The sequence below is a fragment of the Gemmatimonadaceae bacterium genome (genome assembly GCA_020846935.1).
GTDB lineage: Bacteria > Gemmatimonadota > Gemmatimonadetes > Gemmatimonadales > Gemmatimonadaceae > RBC101.
Window position 1 is genome coordinate 92,361 of the sequence record JADLCY010000008.1, and the last position, 17,914, is coordinate 110,274.

Annotated in this window: 14 protein-coding genes and 1 pseudogene; 4 read left to right on the forward strand and 11 right to left on the reverse strand. The window is 66.6% G+C overall.

From position 1 onward, the window contains the following. Positions 1-2: 2 nt before the first annotated feature. Together IT361_09875 and IT361_09880 are read right to left on the reverse strand one after the other, a co-directional pair. Positions 3-1,244: an ABC transporter permease gene (locus IT361_09875; protein MCC6317987.1), complete on the reverse strand. Its 1,242-nt coding sequence runs from the start codon at positions 1,242-1,244 to the stop codon at positions 3-5. Positions 1,245-1,348: 104 nt separating this feature from the next. Then, the gene (locus IT361_09880) at positions 1,349-2,563 is read right to left on the reverse strand and encodes a DUF1343 domain-containing protein (protein ID MCC6317988.1); all 1,215 of its coding nucleotides are present in this window, start codon (positions 2,561-2,563) and stop codon (positions 1,349-1,351) included. A gap of 144 nt (positions 2,564-2,707) precedes the next feature. Between IT361_09880 and mtgA the strand changes: the two genes are divergently transcribed. Then, a complete protein-coding gene (gene mtgA / locus IT361_09885) occupies positions 2,708-3,427 on the forward strand; it encodes a monofunctional biosynthetic peptidoglycan transglycosylase (protein MCC6317989.1) in 720 nt (239 codons plus the stop codon). Between the two features lie 223 nt (positions 3,428-3,650). Here the strand turns inward: mtgA and IT361_09890 are convergent, their stop codons facing one another. Both IT361_09890 and IT361_09895 read right to left on the reverse strand, forming a co-directional pair. Then, on the reverse strand, positions 3,651-4,103 hold the full coding sequence (locus IT361_09890; protein MCC6317990.1) for a hypothetical protein: 453 nt from the start codon (positions 4,101-4,103) through the stop codon (positions 3,651-3,653). A 36-nt stretch (positions 4,104-4,139) separates the two neighbouring features. Continuing rightward, positions 4,140-5,495, reverse strand: a complete 1,356-nt coding sequence (locus tag IT361_09895) for a hypothetical protein (GenBank protein ID MCC6317991.1) — start codon at positions 5,493-5,495, stop codon at positions 4,140-4,142. A gap of 340 nt (positions 5,496-5,835) precedes the next feature. Here IT361_09895 and IT361_09900 point away from each other — a divergent pair. Continuing rightward, a pseudogene (locus IT361_09900) lies at positions 5,836-6,445 on the forward strand (transglycosylase domain-containing protein). A gap of 160 nt (positions 6,446-6,605) precedes the next feature. Next, positions 6,606-7,634, forward strand: coding sequence for a hypothetical protein (locus IT361_09905; GenBank protein ID MCC6317992.1), 1,029 nt, complete (start codon positions 6,606-6,608; stop codon positions 7,632-7,634). Positions 7,635-9,179: 1,545 nt separating this feature from the next. On the opposite strand, the gene IT361_09910 is transcribed toward IT361_09905, so the two are convergent. The 6 genes from IT361_09910 to IT361_09935 form a co-directional block, all read right to left on the reverse strand. Continuing rightward, complete coding sequence (locus IT361_09910) at positions 9,180-9,350, reverse strand: hypothetical protein (GenBank protein ID MCC6317993.1); 171 nt, start codon at positions 9,348-9,350, stop codon at positions 9,180-9,182. Positions 9,351-9,524: 174 nt separating this feature from the next. Further along, a complete protein-coding gene (locus tag IT361_09915; GenBank protein ID MCC6317994.1) occupies positions 9,525-10,172 on the reverse strand; it encodes a carbonic anhydrase in 648 nt (215 codons plus the stop codon). Between the two features lie 2 nt (positions 10,173-10,174). Next, positions 10,175-11,797 carry a SulP family inorganic anion transporter gene (locus tag IT361_09920; GenBank protein MCC6317995.1) on the reverse strand — a complete coding sequence of 541 codons (1,623 nt, stop codon included), beginning with the start codon at positions 11,795-11,797 and terminating at the stop codon, positions 10,175-10,177. Between the two features lie 149 nt (positions 11,798-11,946). Further along, positions 11,947-13,593, reverse strand: coding sequence for a GMC family oxidoreductase (locus IT361_09925; protein MCC6317996.1), 1,647 nt, complete (start codon positions 13,591-13,593; stop codon positions 11,947-11,949). Then, the gene (locus IT361_09930) at positions 13,590-14,171 is read right to left on the reverse strand and encodes a gluconate 2-dehydrogenase subunit 3 family protein (protein MCC6317997.1); all 582 of its coding nucleotides are present in this window, start codon (positions 14,169-14,171) and stop codon (positions 13,590-13,592) included. The genes IT361_09925 and IT361_09930 overlap by 4 nt, the downstream gene beginning before the upstream one ends. Before the next feature lie 60 nt (positions 14,172-14,231). Next, complete coding sequence (locus tag IT361_09935; GenBank protein MCC6317998.1) at positions 14,232-15,686, reverse strand: AarF/ABC1/UbiB kinase family protein; 1,455 nt, start codon at positions 15,684-15,686, stop codon at positions 14,232-14,234. Between the two features lie 43 nt (positions 15,687-15,729). Here IT361_09935 and IT361_09940 point away from each other — a divergent pair, with 43 nt between their 5' ends. Then, complete coding sequence (locus IT361_09940; GenBank protein MCC6317999.1) at positions 15,730-16,248, forward strand: nuclear transport factor 2 family protein; 519 nt, start codon at positions 15,730-15,732, stop codon at positions 16,246-16,248. Positions 16,249-16,255: 7 nt separating this feature from the next. Here IT361_09940 and IT361_09945 read toward each other — a convergent pair whose 3' ends face one another. Beyond that, complete coding sequence (locus tag IT361_09945; protein ID MCC6318000.1) at positions 16,256-16,699, reverse strand: hypothetical protein; 444 nt, start codon at positions 16,697-16,699, stop codon at positions 16,256-16,258. Positions 16,700-17,914 lie beyond the last annotated feature (1,215 nt).

Here is a 17,914-nt window from a genome sequence, read left to right on the forward strand (position 1 = left end):
GTCTACTCCTGCCGCAGCGCGGCCACGGGGTCGAGGCGCGAGGCGCGGCTCGCCGGGTACACGCCGCTGATGATACCCACACCACCGCCCACCAGCACCGCCACGACCACCGACCAGGTTTCCACCGCCGTGGGCAGCGGCGAGACGGCGGCGATCAGTCGGGCGAGGCCGAACCCGACCGCGATCCCGAGCGAGGCACCGATCACGGCGAGCGTGGTGGACTCGACGAGGAACTGCGAGAGGATGTCGCGCCGCCGGGCGCCCAGCGCCTTGCGCACGCCGATCTCCCGCGTTCGCTCGGCGACCGCCACGAGCATGATGTTCATGATCACGATCGAACCCACGAGCAGGCCGATCGCCGGGAGCGCGATGCCCGCCATCACCAGGAATCCCTGGATCTTGTTCCAGAACTCGAGCGCGCTATCGGAGGTCTGGAGGGAGAAGTTGTCTTTCTGCGACGGTCGGAGCCCGCGGTGCGCCCGCATGAACTGGCGGATGTCTTCCATCGTCGCCTGCATCTGCAGCTCGTCAGGCAACTTGATGATGATGCCGTCGATGATTCCCGGTGCGTTCACCAGTCGCCGCGCCGGCGTCTTGTAGGGCGCCACGGCAAACTTGTCGAGCGAAATCCCGAAGGCGCTGCCCTGCTTCTCGGCCACGCCGATTACCTGATAGGGAATGCTGCCGATCTTGAGTTCGCGTCCGATCGGGTCGAGCCCCTTGAAGAAGTGGTCATTGAGGTCCTGCCCGATGACCACGACCGGGGAGCCCAGGTCGTACTCCTGTGCCGTCGGGAAGCGGCCCGCCGAGAGGCCCATGTTCTTCTGGGCGAACCAGTCGCCGTCCACTACGGTCAGGCTGATCTCACGCGGTCTGGCGTAGCGCGACTCGACGGTTGCGTTGTCCTCGGAGTAGTACGCCCACGAGGCAGTCGCCGGCAGCTCGTCCAGCACGGGCTTGATGTCCGCTTCCCGCAGTCGGGGTCGCGCGTTCCATTCCCGCCACTCGGAGTCGTCGATGTCGCCCATGGTGATGTTGGGCCGACGCCGCAACTCGAAGGAGTTCTTGGGGATGAGCTTGCCGACGAGGTCGTCTTCCATGAAGCGCCCCATGCCGCTCACGATCGAGACGATCGCGATCAGGAACATCACGCCGATCGTGACGCCGAGCAGGGTGAAGAAGCTTTTGAGCTTCTGAGCCCTGATCTGGGCAAGCGCGAGGCGTATGGCTTCGTAAATCGACATGGTTTCGAGGCATACGCGCGCGTCGCCGGGGGGGTTTCATGGCCACCCCCAGGGGCCTGGGCGGCGGCGCCTCACCTGACCGGGCCTTACGCCGCCGCCGCGCCCTATCGATACAGGCGGAACGCCTTGACCTGCTCCGCGAACGCGGCCGACTCCCGGTCGAGGATCGGGATCAGCGCTTCGACCCCACCTTCGGTTTCGACCGCCTTGCGCAGTCGGTCAGAGCCGGCCAGTCGGTCGATCGCGCTTTCGCGCCACTTGAAGTCGGTCGGGTGCCGGCGATAGATGGCGCGCAACATGTGCAGGCCCACCACATGCGGCTTGACCAGCTCGCGATCGCTCACGACGACCACCAGGACGGGCACCGTTTCGCCGCCGAACTTGAAGCCGGCCTCGACGCGCTGGCTCGTCGAGTCGAACACGACACCCGGGATGTTCTTCGCGTTGAGTTCCTTCGCGATCGCACCGGCGTCGGTGAGCCACGACGCCCCGACCATCTGGAAGGGCATCTGCATGCCGCGCCCTTCATTGAGGTTGGTGCCTTCGAAGAACACCGTGCCCGTGTAGATCACCGCGGCGTCGCCGGAGCGGATGTTGGGAGACGGATTGATCCAGCCCAGTCCCGTTTCGTTCCACCACATGGTGGGGCGGTAGTTCTGCATCGGCACCACGGTGAGGTCGGCCTTGACCTGCCCGGACTTCACGAGGTAGTTGGCCAGTTCGCCGATCGTGAGTCCGTAGCGCATCGCCACCGGGTACTGGCCCACAAATGAGCGGAACTTCGGGTCGAGGACGCCGCCTTCGATACGGTCACCGCGAATGAGGTTTGGCCGATCGAGCACGATGAACGGCTTCTTTGCCGCCTCGGCGGCGAGGGCCATCGTCCACGGGTAGGTGTAGACGCGCGCGCCGACCTCCTGGATGTCGAACACGAGCACGTCGACGTCCTTGAGCATGTCCGCTGTCGGGATGCGCGTGTCGCCGTAGAGTGAGTAGACGGGGACACCGGTCGCCGAGTCCACGGACGACGCGATGTGGTCCCCGGCTCGCGCCACGCCACGGATGCCGTGTTCGGGGCCGTAAAGCGCCGTGAGTTTCACACCCGGGGCGCGGAACAGCAGGTCGACGGTGCTGCGGCCCATCGGCCCAACGCCCGTGTGGTTGGTGATCAGCCCGACGCGTTTGCCGCGCACGAGGTGCAGGGAATCGCTGAGGAGCACTTCGAGACCCGTGCGCACGCGCGGCCCCTGGGCCGACACGAACGAGGGGGCCAGCATCGCGAGGAACGCGACCAAGCGGAGAAGGGTGCGGAGGCGCATGCCGGATGATACCCCCACGCGCGGGGGGGCTCCATGCCTCTCGCTCGAGCAGGTAGAGACCAGGGCCGATACGCCGCGCGGCAGGGAACCATTGGTCGGAGTGGCCCCCTCCCCGCCCTGGCTTCGCCTGGCCAGTTTTCGCGCGTGAAGACCGGGCTCCTCCGCCGCCTGTGGCGCATTGCGCTCATTGCCGCCGCGGTCCTCTTGATCGGGCCAGTGGTGCTCGCGCTTCCGCTCAACTTTGTGCAGCCGTTCACTACGATGGTGATGCTGCGTCGAGCGGTACAGCGCCTCATGGCGGGCAAGCGTCCGGTGTATCCTCGGCGCGATGTGGTGGCGCACGACGCGATCTCGGACCATCTGCGGCGAGCGGTCCTGGCCAGCGAGGACGACCGATTCTACCTGCATTACGGTTTTGACCTGACGGAGATCGAGAAGGCGCTGGAGAAGGCCAGGCGTGGCCGGCGACTCCGCGGCGCCTCGACCATCACGCAGCAGGTGGCGAAGAACCTGTTTCTGTGGGAGGGGCGGTCGTTTGTGCGGAAGGGATACGAGGCGTACCTGACCCTGGTGCTGGAGACGTGCCTGTCGAAGGACCGCATCCTCGACATCTATCTCAACCTGGCGGAGTGGGGCGACGGGGTGTTTGGCGCGGAGATGGCTGCGCGCACGCATTTCAGGAAGTCGGCGAAGGCGTTGACGCGCGAGGAGTCGGCGCGCCTGGCCGCGGTGCTGCCGTCGCCCTTGCGCTGGTCGCCGCGGGGTTCGCTGGCCACGCGGCGGGCATCGACGATTCTTGCGCGGATGCAGTACGCCGCACCGCGCGAAGCGCCGCCTGCTCCAACGCGCAGGAGCAAACGCTGAGCCAAGAAGCTCGCCGGCCATTCGACCGTGGGTCGTCTGCTGCTGCGCTCGTGGCAACTGCAGCTCCCAGCCAGGGCGAGGATCGTCGGAGCTGGTGAACGAATGATCTACGTGGTTCAGCGCACGGATGACGACCTCGAGACCTCAGCACCCACCCCAGGAAGGGGCCTCCGGGAATCCCGGGTCGATTCAGAATGCTCCATTTCGGCGTGCGCGCTCGAAGCTACTTGGCCGGGGAGCGTTGCATTCGCGACAGAATGTCGTCAACGCTGTCCCACATCGCGACCCTGCGTATGCTCGAGAGTCCGATTGCGCTCATGACAACGCGGCCGTTCACAATCAGGTGCTCGCTGGGGATGTCGCTACTCGGCCAGTCGCGCACTACTCCGGATACGGGAATCCGCTGCCGCTGCAGGGCCATCTTCGTGTCTTGTTTCGGGGCCTTGTCAAGCATGAGGAACAGCGAGACGCTCCCGTCATTCGCGAGGGCTTCCCAACGTGAGAACATTGTGGAGCACGAGAAGCACATTTCCGCCTCGTACACCAGAACCATGTTCGCACTGGCCGTGGAGGTGGCGACCGCTGACGCAATCGTTCGGCCGTCGTAGAGTCGTTGACCCAGCAGCGAGGCCTCATTTCCGTTGCCGCAGCTCACCGCAGCGAGTGCCCCCAACATCCCCTTGTGAGCCGTAAACGCACCGAGGGCATCGCGTCAGTCTCGCCAGCACGCAGACGAGTCGATCCGCTTGGCCTGAACGATCGTCGTTGGCGCTCCCGCGGGCTCTACGGCCTGCAGGAGGAGGAACACCGTATCTCCCACGACGTCTACCCACGGTTGGGGGTCTGTGATGAGAGTGAGCGACGCATCGCTGCACGCCCGGCGACGCTGGAGGTCAACGAGCGACAGCCACAGGCGCCCGGTCATTCGATTGGAGGCAAAGGTTTGGTCGACTGACGTCAGCGCCAGGATCGATGGATCCCCCGTGCGAGCGAGAAGGAAGGGATACGAAGGCTGATACGCGGCTCGCTGCTGAGACGCAGGGTCATCGTCCGTCACACCGTTGACCAGCTCCGGCATCGCCCCACGCCTGGACTTCACCGGTACAGCGATGCTGTCAAAGGGGCCCGTCAGCGGCCCGAAGTAGAGGAAGTCCGAATTCTGGACCATGACCGCAACGCGCGACGTGTCGAGAGGCACTAGCGCCAGAAATGACAGCATGTTGTCGACCGCAAGAGATCGCCCCATCATCGAGGTGAACGGCCCGCCGTGTACCCGCTCGCTGCCGACAACCCTCTCGACGGTGGTCCGGGCGCCACGGTCGATCAAGCGGAAGAACGCGGCGCTGCCGCCCATCGCCAGGAAACTGGAGCCTGCAGGCCTCGATGCCTCCGACAAGACGGTGCCAGAAGGGAATGCCAAGGTCTTGTGTCGCGATCCGTCGCTAACCCCGACCTGTGACTCGCTCACCTTCACGACGAACGGGCCGCGCGACCACTCGTCCGGGCCCGGACCTCGCCTCCCAATGGCAGCGAGCCGACGGCCATCACGGGCGAAGCGATGGAGAACGCCGTTTCGCCGATCCGCAATGAGGAAAGAGCCATCGGGACCGATGGCGAACCCAGAGGGCTCGGCAACGAACGCGGACTCCGATTCCTGCAGTACAATGCTGTCGAGCGCCACCAGGCCCGGGCGCGGAGAACGGTCCTCTGCCTTGCTACCACCACAAGCCGCTGCAAGCAACACGGCTCCGGTCAGAGCTTGCCGAGTCTTCGCGCGGCCCCGGCGCGGCAGGCATCTCGAGACGCAGGTCGCGAGATGCCTGACAGTTGCTATCCGCACCAGCCGGTCGGCGTGCAGTTCGACCCCGCGCAGCTGCCGATGCCGGAACAAATGCAGCCATCGTACGTCCACAGGCAGCCCATCATCCCCTGAGCCGATGCGGTCGAGGGCGCGATCGAAGCGAGCACGAGCAGCGATGCGGTGATCCTGAACATTCTGCGCATGAGGTACCTCCTTGATGTGAGGCGCGCGCGAGTCTTCATGACATTCCAAGCCAAGTCCCTCCACGGGGTGAGCAGCCAGGAGTTGCACCGACTTCAGGCCGTCTCAGACCATCGCGACCGAGGCGATGATGCGCGCCACGACTCATCCCCGATGCTTGGCCTGTTGTCAGGCCGTGCACCAGCGAGTCTGCAGGCGACGCTTTCTGAGGTCAATCACGATGATGCGACACGAGTGCGTCAACGGCAACCTCAGCCTGTCTCACGCCGCTCGCCACCGTACCCATCGAGCCCGAGGTTCCGGAGGTAGCGTGCCGGCGGGCACACACCCGCTTCGCGGCGCGCCCGGTGTATCCGCGCCGCGAGTGGTGTCGCACGACGCAATTTGAAACCACCTACGGCGGGCCGTGCTCGCCAGCGAGGGCGACGCTTTGCCTGCACTTTGGGTTCGATCTCACGGAGATCAAGAGGCGCTGGAGAAGGCGAAGCGCGGGCGGCGGTTGCGCGGTGCGTCTACCACTGCGCAGCAGGTGGCGAAGAACCTGTTCCTGTGGGAGGGGCGGGTTCGTGCGGAAGGGGTAAGAGGCGCATTTGTCGCTCGTGCTCGAGGCTTGTCTGTCGAAGGATCGCATCCTCGACATCTGTCTCAACCTGGCGGAGTGGGGTGACGGGGTGTTCGGCGCGGAGGTGGCGGCCCGTACGCATTTCAGGAACTCGGCGAAGGCGTTGACGCGCGAGGAGTCGGCGCGTCTTGCGGCGGTCTTGCCGTCGCCGCTGCGCTGGTCGCCGCAGGGTTCCCTGGCCACGCGCCGGGCGTCAACGATTCTCACTCGCATGCAGTACGCCGCGCCACATGAGGCGAGTTCGCTGCGCGCTCGGGAGTGCCGGACAGCAAAGTCTCATCTGTGTGCATGGGAGGAGCGCATCCATTTCCTCGCATTGAGGTGGGGCGCGACCTGGGAACTCGCCTTGCGGTCACCGCGACACCGACGATGTTCATCAATGGTTGGCGCGTGAGAGGTTCCGTCGATTCAGGCCAGATCCGGGAGATGTTTGATGACATCCCGGTGGGGCGGACGCCGAAGCGCACGAGTCGGGAGAGACCGTGAGATCGACCGTGATACCACACCTGCTGTGCGTTTGCTTCTCGTCGCTTCTTTGTGCACAGGCGCAACCCGTGGCAACGCTGCGACCGGCGAGCGGTCACCTCGCGTACGAGTTCACCGACGTACGTGGTGTGCGCGAACTGCCCGACGGTCGAATCATTGTCGTTGACCGCGGGGTCCGAGCCGTGCTTTGGGTGGATCCATCATCAGGCCGCACGGGCCCCATTGGCCGCCAGGGGGAGGGACCGGGTGAGTATCGCTACCCCGCGTTTGTGGTGTCCCTCGGCCTGGACTCGTCGCTGGTTGTGGACACGCAGCTGAGACGCTGGATCCTCCTGGCGGGTGACCGGGTCGTCCGCACGATGGGGCCCGATAACGATCTGGTGCGCCTGCTCGGTGTCGACATCGTCGGGGCCGATCGCCTCGGTCGCGTCGCGTCGCTGTCGGGGGAGCCGCCGATGTCCTACGTGATGAGACAGCCCACGAGCGCGCAAACGCGCTTCGTCGTCACCGCGCGAGCCGGACACCTAAGGCTCGATACCATCGGCACGATCCGTGTGCGTCGGGGAAACACGATCGTTCGACGCGGCACGACGGCGTACTTCCTGCGCAACCCGCTGGCGATCGATGAGCAGAGCGTGCTGATGCGTGACGGCTGGCTGGCGGTGGCGAGAACATCGCCCTACCGTGTCGACTGGGTTTCGCCCGCGGGCGTCGTCGTCGCGGGAGCACATCAGGAAGTCATGCCGCGGGTCACCGAGGCCTACAAGCAGAGTGCGATTGCCCGCGAGTGGCTCGTGCCGGGCTATACCGGGCCCGTCTGGGTACCGACGGACTTCCCCGAGTGGCCGGCGGAAATGCCGCCATTCCTCGGAAGCGCCCTGATGGCAAGTCCTGAGGGACAGCTCCTTGTTGAGCGTTCTGCGCTTGCATCGTCTCGCGGAACACTGGTGGATGTGTTTGATCGATCCGGCTCGCGTGTGCGGCAGCTGCAGCTCCCCGCCAGGGCGAGGATCGTCGGATTCGGCGAACGAAGGGTCTACGTGGCTCAGCGCAACGATGACGACCTCGAGACTCTGAGCATCCACCCCTGGCCATGACGCGCCGAACGATCCCTACCGCCATTGCCAGCGAGTGAGTCGCGCCGATTCGTGCGGAGACGGCGGGCGCCCCTGCTCATGATGGCCATCGCACGAAGCGGCAGCGACCATCGCGCAAGGAACAAGGAGGGCGATGCCACTTTGCAGTGCGTCAAGCGGCTCGCCAGCGCGGCCCGACGCATATCTGGGAGCCCGAGCGCGCTGATGACAACGCGCCCATTCAAGAGCACGTGCTCGCTGGGAACGGCGGACGTTGGCCAGTTGCGCATCACACCGGAAACTGGAATCATCTGGCGCATCAGGGCCATCCGCGTGTCCTCTTTCAGCATGAGGATCACCGACGCCCTGCTCGTGTTCGCCAGGGCTTCCCAATGTGAGAGCATGGGGGAACGCGAGAAGCAAGGCTCCGCCTCGTACAGTCAACCTGCCGCCTAGTGCCCTCGTCCCTGGGGTCATATGAGGTGAGCCACACCGTGCTTCCGTTGAAGCTCGCGGTCACGTCCCACGTCCTCCCCGAGGAAGGCGCTTCCGAATCTTCGCTGCCTCACGTTTCTCGTCGAGGTACATCCGAACCAAAGTGCCGACAGGAGGTGGGAGGAATGTTGGTCGAGGGCGAAGGCGCCACACAGAGTCGCTTTGCACTCGGAACAGCGCCGTATCGACGATACCTGCAGGACGCCAGATGAAGAGGGTGACCGTGTCGCCCGACTCACGCAGCGTCACACTGTCGCTCCTGTCCATTCCGGGTAGGCGGGATCCAGAGGGACTCTGAGCTGGAAGCGTAGCGGCAGGGACAGTCGCAACGGTTGCTACGACCCACCAGAACCGCCAGGGCAACGGAGCCAGGAGGCGCGTCACTGATCGTTGTTCCCGTGGTAGGCGTGGCAGCCTGAAGCGTTATTGAGATTGTTTGGGCGCGGAGGGTTGATGTGAGCGTGCGTAGCTCGCCGTTCTTCTGAGCTGCCTGCTCGTCGTTACTAACCGCGCGATCGGGAGCAGAGTCGCGAGGACGAGGACGGCGGCAACACCAACGCGCGGTCCCTGACAGAGCGACGACGAGCGCTCCGAGGGCGGCTCCTGCTCGGCAGCCGTTGGCGACATCGCGCGGACGACGATTGCGCGGCACTCTGGGTGCACCCAAGTGCCCAACTGACGAAAGGGGCCAGCCTGAAGGATCGCGCCAGTGCTGATGAGCGCGAGCACAATAAGCGTTACGACGTTTGGGCCAATGAGAAGCCAAGCCCTGCCTTGCATCGCTGAAGCCTCCACTTCGGAGCGGTTTGCGACTGCTGCGAAGCACCGGATCGCACAACTGCCGGTTCTCCCTTGACTCATCATTCGACGGGGCGCACACAACCGCTGGAGCTCACCGGGAACCCTGGACAGCGTGGGCTCCCGCCCAAGAAGGCACACGGCTTCAAAGTTCTTCCCGTGCCCGTTGCCTCGACCAACTCCCGGCTACGTCTCGGACTCCGGCGACAGGGCGGGACCTGCTGCCCCAACCAACGGGACCGATCCGACCAACTTGACGATGCGCGCCGTGGCTCATTCGAGCCCCGAGACATGCTCGTAGGCGACCAGCAGGGCGAGCTCAGAGCCCGCGAACCCCAGCGCACGGCCGCTCGCGGACACGTGCGCGAAGGTCGCCTGATCCGTCAGCACCCCGATGCGCGCCGCGCAGATGGCCTCACCTCCTGCCTGTCCACCCTGACTCATTCCCGTGCCCCCCTCCGAAACAAAGCCAGGATCCCCCGAGGCCCTCGCCGTGCCAGCAACGGTCAAATATCCGCAGCGGCTTGCGTTGTCAAGCAGCCACAGGCGGAGGGCGATGACGCTCCACATGCACGACTGTCCATTCCGTCACTTAAGCTGGGTACGTCATGCCTCCCGCTAATCGCCGACCCGCTTGCGCTCCGTCTCGAACGCGCGACGCACCGCCTCCGAGCCGTCGATGTTGCTGATCAACACCTTGAGCAGGCCGTCGCTCAGGCCGTAAATCATCCCGTGCAGCACCGGGCGCGCTCCGCGCTTCCATGCCTCCTGCACGATCGGCGTGCGCGAAAGGTTGTGCACCTGCCGCAGCACGTTGAGCTCCACCAGCCGCTCGAAGCGCTCGGACTCGGCGCCACACGCGCTGAGCTCCTCCTGGTGCCGCCGTCGCGTTTCGCGCACCCCGGCCAGCCAGTGGTCCACCAGTCCGTACGTGTTGTCGCTCATCGCAGCGCCCACGCCGCCGCACTGCAGGTGACCGCACACGATCACGTGCTTCACGTCGAGCACCTCAACGGCATACTGCAGCACCGACAGCATATTGAGGTCGCCGGGATAGACCTGGTTGGCGATGTTCCGGTGCACGAACATCTCCCCGGGAAGTACGCCGGTCAGCATCTCCAGCGGCACACGACTGTCAGCGCAGCCAATGAACAGGAAATGCGGCTCCTGCTTTCCGGCGTTGCGGCCAAAGAAGCCCGGATCGCTCTTGGTGATCTCGCGGGCGAAGGTGCGATTGTTGTCGAGAATGCGCTTCAGGTCTTCCACGGTCAGGACTGGTGGGACGGCATGATGGTGCTGTCGGGAATCCCGACTAGGCGATAGTCGATCTTACGGCTCGTGGCGGTTTCCCGAAACTCATGGATGAGTTCGAGCACGTCATGATCGAGGTGGCGCGCGTACCGGCCGTCGAGTTCGATCCGGCTGCCGGGCGGCAGGGCCTCGAGGGTCTCGGCGAGCGACGCCTTGTGCAGAAAGGACACGGTGTCGTTGAACCGGAGGCGCGTAAGGACCGCACCGTGTGGACTCACGACGGAAAAGCCCGCCGAGCGCTGGTGCTCAATGAATACGAACAGGAATCCGACCGCGAGCCCGGTGACCATGCCCGTCAGCAGGTCCGTGAACAGGATCGCCAACGCGGTCACCAGGAACGGCGTGAACTGGCGCCAGCCCTGCCGCCAGACGTGCGCCACGAGCGTGGGATGCGCCAGACGGTAGCCGGTGTACAGCAGGATCGCCGCAAGGACCGCCAGCGGAATGGCATTGAGCGCGAACGGAATCAGCACGACGGCGAGCAACAGCAGGATCGCGTGCATCATCACCGCGGCCTTGGTTCTTGCGCCCGCGTCGATGTTGACCGCACTGCGGACGACCACGCCGCTCAGCGGCAGACCCCCGACGAGCCCAGACACCATGTTGCCAAAGCCCTGCGCAAACAGCTCACGGTTTGTCGAGGGCTCCCGGCGATGAGGGTCGATACGGCTCGTGGCGCTCAGCGCCAGCAGCGACTCGAGGCTGGCGACCACCCCCAGCGTCAGGCCGATGCGCCACGCCTCGCCTCGCAGCAGCACCGACCAGTCGGGCAGCTGTAGCACGGGACCCAATGCGGCCCACGACGTCAGGTCGGGAAGCTGCACGAGCTGGCCGCCGGTCAGCGCCCAACTCGGCCGCCAGGCGCCAAAGAGCGCGTTGAGCGCGATCCCCACGATCACGATCAGCAGCGGTCCCGGCACCCATCGCCTGGCGGTCGTCGTGCGGGACCACCCGATGAGCAGGAGCAGCGAAATGACGGTAACGCTCACCGCACCGGGGTGCATGCTTTCGAGCGCGGTGACGACGCTGGTGAACGTGTTCTCGTTGTTCAGCTGGCGGAATGCCTCATCGCCCTCGAAGTCGACGCTGTAGCCGACAGCGTGCGGGATCTGTTTGAGAACGAGAATGATGCCAATGGCCGCCAACATACCCTTGATGACCGAAAGCGGGACGACGTAGCCCAGCACGCCGGCACCAACGATCGAGAGCACCACCTGCATCGCGCCGCCAACCACGAGGGCGGCGAGGAACCCCCGGTACGACCCCAGCGCCGCGGTGGCGCTGATCGTGATCGCCGCGAGCCCCGCGGCCGGACCGGTCACCATAAGCGGCGACTGCGAGATCGCACCCACGAGCAGGCCACCGATCACACCCGTGATGACGCCGGTGAGCGGCGGCGCGCCGGACATGACGGCGATCCCCACGCACAGAGGAAATGCCACCAGCACGGTGACCATGGCTGCGCGGGCGTCGGCAGCCCAGGTGAGCGACGTGCGCAGGGCCGCAAACTCGTGCGTCGCGGTGGCCAGCGCCTCCCGACCCACGCGGTCGAGTTGCAGCCGGTCCGTGAGAGCCTTCATGGTGCTGGGCCGGTCAGGCGCCGGGGGCAACGTGTCCCCCGACTCCGAACCGGGCCGGTGATCGGCATCGGTCGTGGCCATCGATATCTGTGTCAGAGAACGGACCGGGCCAGCTGAACGCGTTCCGCCGACGCCCGCACGCGCCCAGGTCAGATCTCGCCCCGCTTCGCGAACTCGGCGATGCGTTCACCGGCCCTGAAGGCCAGCGCCATGATCGTCATGGTGGGTTGCCCTCGCCCGGACGTTACCAGACTGGAGCCATCGCACAAGAACAGATTTTTCACGTCGTGAGTGCGGTGGAACTTATCAATCACGCTCGTGCGCGGATCGTTGCCCATGCGACAGGTACCGAGCAGGTGGGCCGTCCCCGTCTGGACCTCGACCGGGAGCCGCCACGACTGCGTCGCGCCGGCGGCCTGGTGAATCTCCATCGCCCGGTCCTGGAGGTACTTCATCATCTTCAGGTCGTCATCGTGATCGCGATAGGTGAAGCGGATCGCGGGCAGACCCCAGTCGTCCTTGAGCGTGGGATCGAGGCTCACGCTGTTGCTTTCCACCGGTAGGGACGTGGTGTGCCCGAAGATGACCATCTGGCGCGAGAAGCCGTGCTCGAGGAATCGCTTGTGCTCGGCGCCCCAGTTGCGCACGCCGGGTTTGCCGCCGTTGAGCGCGAAGAAGATGGGCAGGTTGATGTCACCGCGCGCGTCGATTCCCCCGCCTCCATAAAAGCCGCGCTTGGGGTCCGAATCGTACCAGTCGTGCGCGATGCGCGTGACCTGCACGCCCTTGTATTCGTTGAGCGGATGTTCGTAGATGCCCGGCGCGAGCGAGGCACCGTTGAACATCAGGTGCTTGCCCACCATGCCTGACGAGTTTGCGAGCCCGTTGGGGAAGCGGTTGCTCGCTGACATGAGGAGCAGGCGCGGGGTCTCGGCGCCGTTCGCGCACAGGATCACCGCCTTCGCCCGCTGCCGCTGCTCGCGCCGGTTTTCGTCGAAGTACACCACCCCCGTCGCCCGCCCACGGGCGTCGACTTCGACCTGCCTTACGTACGCGCGCGCGCGGATCTCGCACTTGCCCGTGCGCTCGGCCATCGGGATCATCGAGGCGAGCGTTGAACTCTTTGCGCCGTATTCGCACCCAAAGCCCTCGCAGAAGCCGCAGTTCTGGCAGGCGGCGCGCCCGTTGTGGGGCTGCGACAGGATCGCCATCGGTGCAGGATACGGATGGAAACCGAGCTTCCGCGCCCCGCGCTCGAAGAGCACACCGGAGGACTTCACCGGCAGAGGTGGTACCGGGTAGGGCCTGGACCGCGGCGGATCGTTAGGCCCCGGCGCCCCGCTCACGCCGATCTCCCAGTCGACCTTCGTGTAGTACGGCTCGAGATCCTGGTACGTGATGGGCCAGTCGACCAGCGACGCGCCGGGAATCGCGCCCAGTCGGCTCCGCTCGTTGAAATCCACGGGGCGGAAGCGCCAGAAGTTCGCCGTGAAGTGCACGCTGCTGCCGCCAACCATCTGCGCATACCAGAGGATCCCGCCCGGCTTTGCGACTTCCGTGGGCGTCTGCCGCCAGGTGATCGGCTGCCTGGTGTTGATCTCGTTGCGGAAGAAGTAGGCGTATTCGTCGTGGTGGAACTGCGAGGGATGAATGCGCGGCCCCTGTTCGAGCACCACCACCGTGTGCCCGCGCGTCGAGAGCTCCTTGGCCATGATGCCCCCGGCCGCGCCTGAGCCGACGATCACGAAGTCGACCTCGGTCGTGAGGGGAAAGCGCGCGGCTTGCTGCTGCGTCATGCCTTCTTCCCTCCACGCTGCAGCGGCGCGTCGTAGTAGCCGAACGGCGGTCGATGCACGGGCTGAGGGTCGAAGCCGATGATCTTCCAGCCGATCCTGTCGCGATTGCCGCCGTACTTCGGGTCGCCGAACATGCCGACCATCGTGGCCGTGCGCATCTGTTCAAAGAAGGGCGTCTTTTCGATCGCAGCGAGAATCGCGTCCTGATCGCGCACGGGCAGCGCGGCGAACGACGCGGCACCGCGCTGCCTGCGCGTCGCGCGCGCACGGAGATCGGCCAGGCCCCGCCGTACCTCGGGGAGCGCGGCCTTGTCGAACGTGGCAAGCGCCTTGTCGATGAAGAAGATCACGCCGGCCTCCTTCGCCCCCGGGGTTTCCGTCGTCGGGACGATGCGCTGTGCCATGGCGTCGAGGTCACGCGCCTCAGCCGCGCTCAGGGCGGTGAACGCCGGCGGCGGCTGCGTGACGCTCCTCGCGGCGTGTGCGAGCGCGTCTTCGACCAAGGCCCAGTCGGTGGCCAGCCACGCGGCGCCAAGCCCAGCCGCGCTGATGATGAACGATCGTCGGGAAGTTGCCATCGTGGGCGTTGGCGCGAGAGGAGTGCCGCAGGAGGCACCAAACTCGTGCCTACCGGTCCGTCACGGAAGCGGGTCGCGGTGCCCGTTGGTCGACGCCGGGAGGCTCAGGGGCGCAGTCTCGGGGACGCGCGGTGCGGTGAGCCGGCCCCACCAGTCGGCCACGCCGCGGGCAGCCCGGCCGAGGACCGCGCCCACGAGGGTTGGGTAGTCGATCGGGGAGGAGCCGTCGCCCAGGTCGAGCGAGCGCAGGATGCGGCCCCGCATGCGCAGCGCGATCGGCGTCGCAAAGGTGATGGCGTTGAACGCCGGGTCGTAGCGCACGCCCAGCCCCTCGATGAGGGCCGCGGTCCGCGCGAAGTAGACCATCTCGCTCGTCAGGCGCACCGGCCAGTCATACAGCGACGCCAGCACCTCCTGGGCCAGCAGGTCCACGCGCTCGGCCATCGTCGACCGGTCATACGCGATATCCATCAATCGTTCGGCGAGCGGGCGCAGTTCGTCGTTTGTGACATGCGCGTCGAGGAGGCCGAGCGACCGGAAGCCGTCGAGGATGCCATCGAGATCGCGACGGATCGCGGCGAAGACCGTGCGGACGAGGTTGGCGCGCATCTCGCGCGGCACGCGGATCACCATGCCGAAGTCGAGCAGGACGACGCGCCCGTCGGGGGCCACAAGCACGTTGCCCGGATGCGGGTCGGCGTGGAAGAACCCGTCGACCAGCATCATCTGGAGGTAGAGCTCCATCACGCGACTCACGACGCCACCGGGGTCGTGCGTCGGGTCACCGGGGTGCGGCTGCAGGCGATCCACCCGGATGCCCTCGATGTACTCGAGCACCAGCGTGCGCCGCCTCGTCAGGCTGCCGATGACCTCGGGCACGATGACCCGCGGATTGTCGCACAGGTTGGCTCGGATCTCGATCGCGTTCGCCGCCTCGTGTTCGAAGTCCAGTTCCTCCCAGATGCGGTGGGCGAACTCCTCGATGACGACGCGCGCGTTCTCCACGTGTGGATTCGGGAACCGTCGAGAGAACCAGCGCACCAGGGGGCGAAACACGGCAAGGTCGTCGCGGATCAGCGCCTCGACGCCGGGCCGCAGCACCTTGATGACCACGTCGCGCCCGCCGTGGCGCGCCCGATGCACCTGTCCCAACGAAGCCGCGGCCAACGGCTCGGCCTCGAACCGTTCGAACAACTGCTCGGGTGGGCGACCATAGCTGCGTTCGATCTCCTCGCGAATGCGCGCCGTGGGCACCGGCGGCACCTGATCGGTGAGCGTGGAAAGTGCGCTGACGTAGGGTTCGGGAATGAGGTCGGCGCGCGACGAGAACACCTGCGCCATCTTCACGAACGACGGCCCGAGGCGCGCGAGCGCGGCGACCAGCGCCGTGGCGCGTGCCCGATGAAAGGCCGGGCTGCGGGTCGCGGCACGCCCCCACCAGATCCAGCGGCGCCGGTCGCGGAGGAACGACGCCGTGAGCGGAGCCAGGTGCCACAGGATCACGAGCGCGCGCATGCCGCAATCTACCGCGCTCCTCCCGAGCCCTTCATCGTCCGGTATGACCTCCCGACTCCGAATGTTCTGCCCGGCCGCGCTCCCCGCTGCCCTGCTCTTCTCGCTGACGGTCGCGCCCCTCGGCGCTCAGTCCCCGGAGGCGCGGTCGAGCGCGCGCGAAATCCGTCGCCTCAGGGAATCGTCGAACGCGGCGATCGCGCGCCACGACACCGCCGGTGTCGCCGCGATCCTTGCGCCCGACGTGGTCGTCGTGTCCTCGAACTCCACGCACATCGTGGGTCGCGAGGCCAACGCCCTGCGGTTCGCCGAACAGTTCCGGCTGCGCCCCGATGTGACCTACCGACGCGCACCCGGGAGCGTGCGCATCTTCGAACCGTGGCACATGGCCGCCGAGGAGGGGACGTGGGCCGGCTCGTGGACGGACGCCGACGGGCGCGTCAGCATCGGCGGCCGCTACTTCGCCAAGTGGCGCCGCATCGACGGCGCCTGGCGCGTGGAGAGCGAGACCTACGTGCCGTCGTACTGCCGGGGCAGCGCGTATTGCCGGCGCGCGCCCCAGTGATCGCGGCTCAGAAGGGAAACAGCGGGCGCGCCCATGGGGTGAACGCGAGCATCGCCACGAGTGCGAGGCCACACCACAGCGTCGCCGTCTGAAATCGGCCGGAGTCACTGGTCGCCTTCCGGACTCGCGCGGCTCCGATGTGGATGAGCGCCACCGCGATCAGCATGACCAGCGGATGCTCCACGATCATCTGGCGCACGGCGGCGGTGCGCATGGCCGCGCCCATGTCGCCCAGCCCCTCTCGCACGAGCGGACTCGCGAGGGCGAGCAGCACACCGAGGGTGAACTGCAGCGATGCGACGTGGGTGAAGATCCGGAGCGCGAGGCCGTCGGCCGGGGACCAGGCGGCGCGCGTCATCCATCCGCGCCACGAGCGCGCCACGACGTACACACCGGCCGCGAGGATGAGCCACCTAACGATATTGTGTGAGGCCAGCAGGAACGGGTACATGGGCGGCGGCGGTGGGCGAGCGTGGTCGAGCGGTGCGGACGCGTGGTGCGGAACCTATGCCGGGCTCCCGTTGCGCTCCAGCGGCCCGGCGACTCGCTCCCGGTCCACACTATAGATTCGCGCCGACCCCTCCCGACCCTACGCGCATGACCCGACCCGTCCACCTCGCGCTCGCCGCCGTCCTTGTCGCTGCTCCCGGTGCTGCCAGCGGCCAGCACACCTACTCCGAGGCCGGCGCCACGTACGATCCACGGGTACCGACCCCGCGCTCGGTGCTCGGCCACGACATCGGTGAGCGGTTCACCACGCACCGGCAGATGCTGCGGTACATCGAGCGCGTGGCCGCGGCAACGGCGCGGGTGAAGGTCGACACGGTGGCCCGCACGTTCGAGGGCCGCGAGATGCTGCTCATCACCATCTCCTCCGAGGCGAACATGGCGCGCCTCGCCGAGCGTCAGGCGGATGCCCGGCGCATCGGCGACCCGCGCTCGGCGCCGGCCGCGGAGGTCGATGCGGCCGTCCGGCGGAGCCCGTCGATCGTGTGGCTGGCGCAGTCGGTGCACGGGGGCGAGGCCTCGGGCGTCGAAGCCGGGCTCGCGCTCTTCTACCAGCTCGCCGCCGGCACGGACGCCGAGACCCGCATGGCGCTCGACAGCACCATCGTGCTGATGGACCCCAGTGAAAACCCGGACGGTCGCGAGCGACATACGCACGACATCGAGCGCACGTGGAGCGCGATGTCGCTGCCGAGTGAGCCCGGTGCCCTCAACAATGCGGGATCGTGGCCAGGCCCGCGCACCAGTCACTACGCCTTCGACCTCAACCGCGACTGGTTCATCATGTCGCACCCGGAGTCGCAGGGACGCGTGAAGTCGTTCCTCGCGTGGTGGCCGCACGTGGCGATCGATGCGCACGAGCAGGGGTCGAGCGCATCGTTCTACTTTGCGCCACCGCGCGAGCCGGACAACAAGAACAACCCGGCACACCTGTTCAAGTGGTTCGACATCTTTGCTGCGGCGCATGGCGAGGCGTTCGATCGCCATGGGTGGTCGTACTTCCGCCGCGAGGGCTACGACTCGTTCTATCCGGGCTACGGCGAAGGCTGGCCGATGCTGACGGGTTCGATCGGCATGCTCTTTGAGTCGGCGTCGTCGTCAGGCGGTGCGATTCGACGAAGCGATGGACTGCTGCGCACCCTGCGACAGGCCGCGTGGG

Bases quoted from the DNA above. Each gene is read 5' to 3' on its own strand.
- IT361_09875 (MCC6317987.1), bottom strand. From the start codon at position 1,244: ATGTCGATTTACGAAGCCATACGCCTCGCGCTTGCCCAGATCAGGGCT.
- IT361_09880 (MCC6317988.1), bottom strand. From the start codon at position 2,563: ATGCGCCTCCGCACCCTTCTCCGCTTGGTCGCGTTCCTCGCGATGCTG.
- IT361_09890 (MCC6317990.1), bottom strand. From the start codon at position 4,103: ATGTTGGGGGCACTCGCTGCGGTGAGCTGCGGCAACGGAAATGAGGCC.
- IT361_09910 (MCC6317993.1), bottom strand. From the start codon at position 9,350: ATGAGTCAGGGTGGACAGGCAGGAGGTGAGGCCATCTGCGCGGCGCGC.
- IT361_09920 (MCC6317995.1), bottom strand. From the start codon at position 11,797: ATGAAGGCTCTCACGGACCGGCTGCAACTCGACCGCGTGGGTCGGGAG.
- IT361_09925 (MCC6317996.1), bottom strand. From the start codon at position 13,593: ATGACGCAGCAGCAAGCCGCGCGCTTTCCCCTCACGACCGAGGTCGAC.
- IT361_09930 (MCC6317997.1), bottom strand. From the start codon at position 14,171: ATGGCAACTTCCCGACGATCGTTCATCATCAGCGCGGCTGGGCTTGGC.
- IT361_09935 (MCC6317998.1), bottom strand. From the start codon at position 15,686: ATGCGCGCGCTCGTGATCCTGTGGCACCTGGCTCCGCTCACGGCGTCG.
- IT361_09940 (MCC6317999.1), top strand. From the start codon at position 15,730: ATGACCTCCCGACTCCGAATGTTCTGCCCGGCCGCGCTCCCCGCTGCC.
- IT361_09945 (MCC6318000.1), bottom strand. From the start codon at position 16,699: ATGTACCCGTTCCTGCTGGCCTCACACAATATCGTTAGGTGGCTCATC.